At 63.4% G+C, this 2744-nt stretch carries 3 protein-coding genes; 1 reads left to right on the top strand and 2 read right to left on the bottom strand.

Features of this window, described 5'->3' with window-relative positions; translation table 11 throughout:
- Positions 1-549 (top strand): SAM-dependent methyltransferase (locus WA989_RS08155; protein WP_424340005.1); only part of this gene is annotated, 549 nt, incomplete at its 5' end.
- Between the two features lie 22 nt (positions 550-571).
- Here the strand turns inward: WA989_RS08155 and WA989_RS08150 are convergent.
- Entirely contained in the window at positions 572-1885 is a 1314-nt protein-coding gene (locus tag WA989_RS08150) for a sensor histidine kinase (protein ID WP_424340004.1), read from the bottom strand.
- Positions 1886-1929: 44 nt separating this feature from the next.
- Positions 1930-2607, bottom strand: a complete 678-nt coding sequence (locus WA989_RS08145) for a response regulator (RefSeq protein ID WP_424340003.1) — start codon at positions 2605-2607, stop codon at positions 1930-1932.
- Between the last annotated feature and the right edge of the window lie 137 nt (positions 2608-2744).

Below are 2744 nucleotides of genomic sequence, written 5' to 3'. Positions count from 1 at the left end.
CATGAACGGGTCGTCGGTATCGACGCGCAAGGCGATCTGGCGATCGGACTGGCCACTGATACCGCGCCGCCGGAGGCGGTTTCAGACGCTGACATGGGCGAGAGCTTCGAAGTTCAGCCCGCGCTGGAGACATTGGTCGATGTCCTGAAGGAAGCCTTCGTAAAACGGCCGGGTCGGGCGCTGTTCATTGATTATGGCCCGGTCGAGCGCGCGCCGGATGAGACCCTGCGCGCATTCTACAAGGGCAAGCAGCTCGGTCCGCTGATGATGCCGGGCGAGAGCGATCTAACCGTTGATGTCGATTTCGGCCGGCTGAAGCGCCTCGCCGAGGCGGCGGGGCTTGTCGTGCATGGCCCGGTCGAGCAGGGACACTTCCTAATGGCGCTCGGCGCCGAGGCGCGGATGCAGGCGCTGATCAAGGCCAATCCGGATAAGGCCGAGGCGATCCATGAGGGCGTCAGACGGCTCGTCGATCCGGCTGAGATGGGCGCGCGGTTCAAGGTGATCTGTCTCAGCGCGCCGGGCCTGGCGGTGCCGGCAGGGTTTTAGGTCTGGGGCCCCGTCCGGGCGGTTAATTCGGCAGTCTCAGCCTGACACGCAGGCCGCCGAGCGGGCTGTTTTCGAGCCTGATGTCGCCGCCATGCTGGCGGGCCGTGTCGCGGGCGAGCGAGAGGCCGAGGCCGGTGCCGGGCACATTCTGATTTCGCGACTCGTCGAGCCGGTGGAACGGGCGGAACGCTTCCTCGCGCCGCTCTTCCGGAATGCCGGGGCCATCATCATCAACAATCAGCTCGATCATGTGGGGGCCGTTGATCACTTCGATCTCGACCTCTGAGCCAAAGCCCTGCGCATTCGAGATGAGGTTCGAAACGGCCCGACGGATCAGGCCTTCGCGGGCGATGAGAGCGGCCGGGTCCAGTTTCCGGATCGTCGCTTCGCCGCCAAGATCGGCCACGACGCTCTCGACCAGCGCGGTAAAATCAAGCTCGGCAGGTTGTTCGCCCTCCGTGCCGCTCGCAAAGGCAAGATACTCGTCCAGCATGACGGCCATCTGGTTGAGATCGTCGCGGGCGGCGCGGATCTCTTCGGTATCCTCCATCATGGCGAGCTGGAGTTTGAGCCGAGTGAGCGGCGTGCGCAGATCGTGGCTGATGCCGGCGAGCATGGTCGTGCGCTCTTCGGCGAAGGTGGTGAGGCGCGTGCGCATGTCCATCACCGCGCGCGCCGCATCGCGGATCTCGGTTGCGCCTGAGGGCCTGTAGTTTTCAGCGTCGCGCCCGCGGCCATAGGCTTTCGCCGCTTCGGCAAGTTTCAGGATGGAGCGGACCTGATTGCGCAGGAAGCCCAGCGCGAGCGCGATCAATATGCCCGATGCGCCGATCACCCAGACAAGGAAGATATGCCCGGTCGTGGAGAAGGTCCGGTCGCGTTCGGCCATGAAGAGGATCACGTCGGGGCCGTCCTGGACCTGGATTTCAACCGTCTCGCCATAGCCCGAAATATCGAACCAGAAAGGCTTGTCGAGGGAGACGTCGAGTTCGCGTGAAAAGATTTCATCGAGCGCCGAGAAAAGGAGTGGCTTCTGCTCGGTCGGGATCTGCGCATTCTCGATGACCGTTGCATCAAGTTGCATGGCGCGGCTGGCTTCATCGCGCAGCGCATCGAACTGGTCAGGATAGCGCCTGCGCAGCTCGACCATGAATTCGATTTCGGACGAGATGGTCTGGCTCAATTTGCGTGAGGTGTGGCGCCAGTGGCTGTCATAGAAGATGTAGGTGACGGCGGTCAGCAGCAGAATCATCGGCAACACCACCATCAACACCGAGCGCGGATAGAGCCCGCGCGGGGTGATGTCTCGGAGACGCAGATGGACGCGTTTGGCCATGATCTAGGCTTAACCGGGTTATCGGAGCGGGAAAAGCAGGCCGGTCAGTCCGGCATGAGGCGATAGCCGATGCCGCGGACGGTCTGGATGTGGATCGGCTGTTTCGGGTCGGGCTCGATCTTGCGGCGCAGGCGGGTGACCTGCACGTCGATGGAACGCTCCGTGCTGCCCGGCGAATTGGCAGCGAGGTCCTCGCGGCTGACAGGTTCTCCGGCGCGAGAGGAGAGGGAGGTCAGCAATTGCAGCTCGGCTTCTGTCAGCCGGACGCGCTTGTCGCCCTCGAACAGCTCGCCGCGGGCCGGATTGAAGACGAGGCCAGACATCTCGATCTCTTCGGGGGGCGGCTCGACATGAGTGCGCCGCAGGATGGCAGCAACGCGAAGCGCCAGTTCCTCTGGCTCGAAGGGCTTGGCGAGATAATCGTCTGCGCCATGCTTGAGCCCTTCAATCTTGTCGGCGGTCTCGCCTTTGGCGGTCAGCAGCAGGACTGGGGATTTCACCCCCTGTTTGCGCAGCCCGGCGAGCAGTTCGAGCCCGCTCTCGCCCGGCATCATGATGTCCAGAATGGCGAGGTCGAAATCGAGGGTCGCGAAGAGTTTGCGCGCCGATGCGGCATGGGCGGCCGTGGTGACGCGGTAGGACTGTTTTGTCAGATATTGTTTGAGCAGCGTGCGAATGCGGTCGTCATCATCGACGACGAGAATATGTGCAGCTTCGCTCATCGTGTGAACGCCTCAAGGACGGCGCGGCTGCCGGAGACCGCGCTCGCGCCGGCCTCGCGGTAGGCTTCGCGTAGCGTGGTGCGTAGCGCATTAACGACAGGGATCAGCAGGCGTTCGCCTTCTGCCGAGAGCGAGAG

Source organism: Henriciella sp., assembly GCF_049649345.1.
Lineage (GTDB): Bacteria > Pseudomonadota > Alphaproteobacteria > Caulobacterales > Hyphomonadaceae > Henriciella.
The sequence above is the reverse complement of the archived record's forward strand: the minus strand, read 5'-3'. Positions and strand labels throughout refer to the sequence as shown.

What these genes read in the sequence shown, in the direction of transcription:
- WA989_RS08150 (WP_424340004.1), bottom strand. Translation starts at nt 1,885, where the DNA reads ATGGCCAAACGCGTCCATCTGCGTCTCCGAGACATCACCCCGCGCGGG.
- WA989_RS08145 (WP_424340003.1), bottom strand. Translation starts at nt 2,607, where the DNA reads ATGAGCGAAGCTGCACATATTCTCGTCGTCGATGATGACGACCGCATT.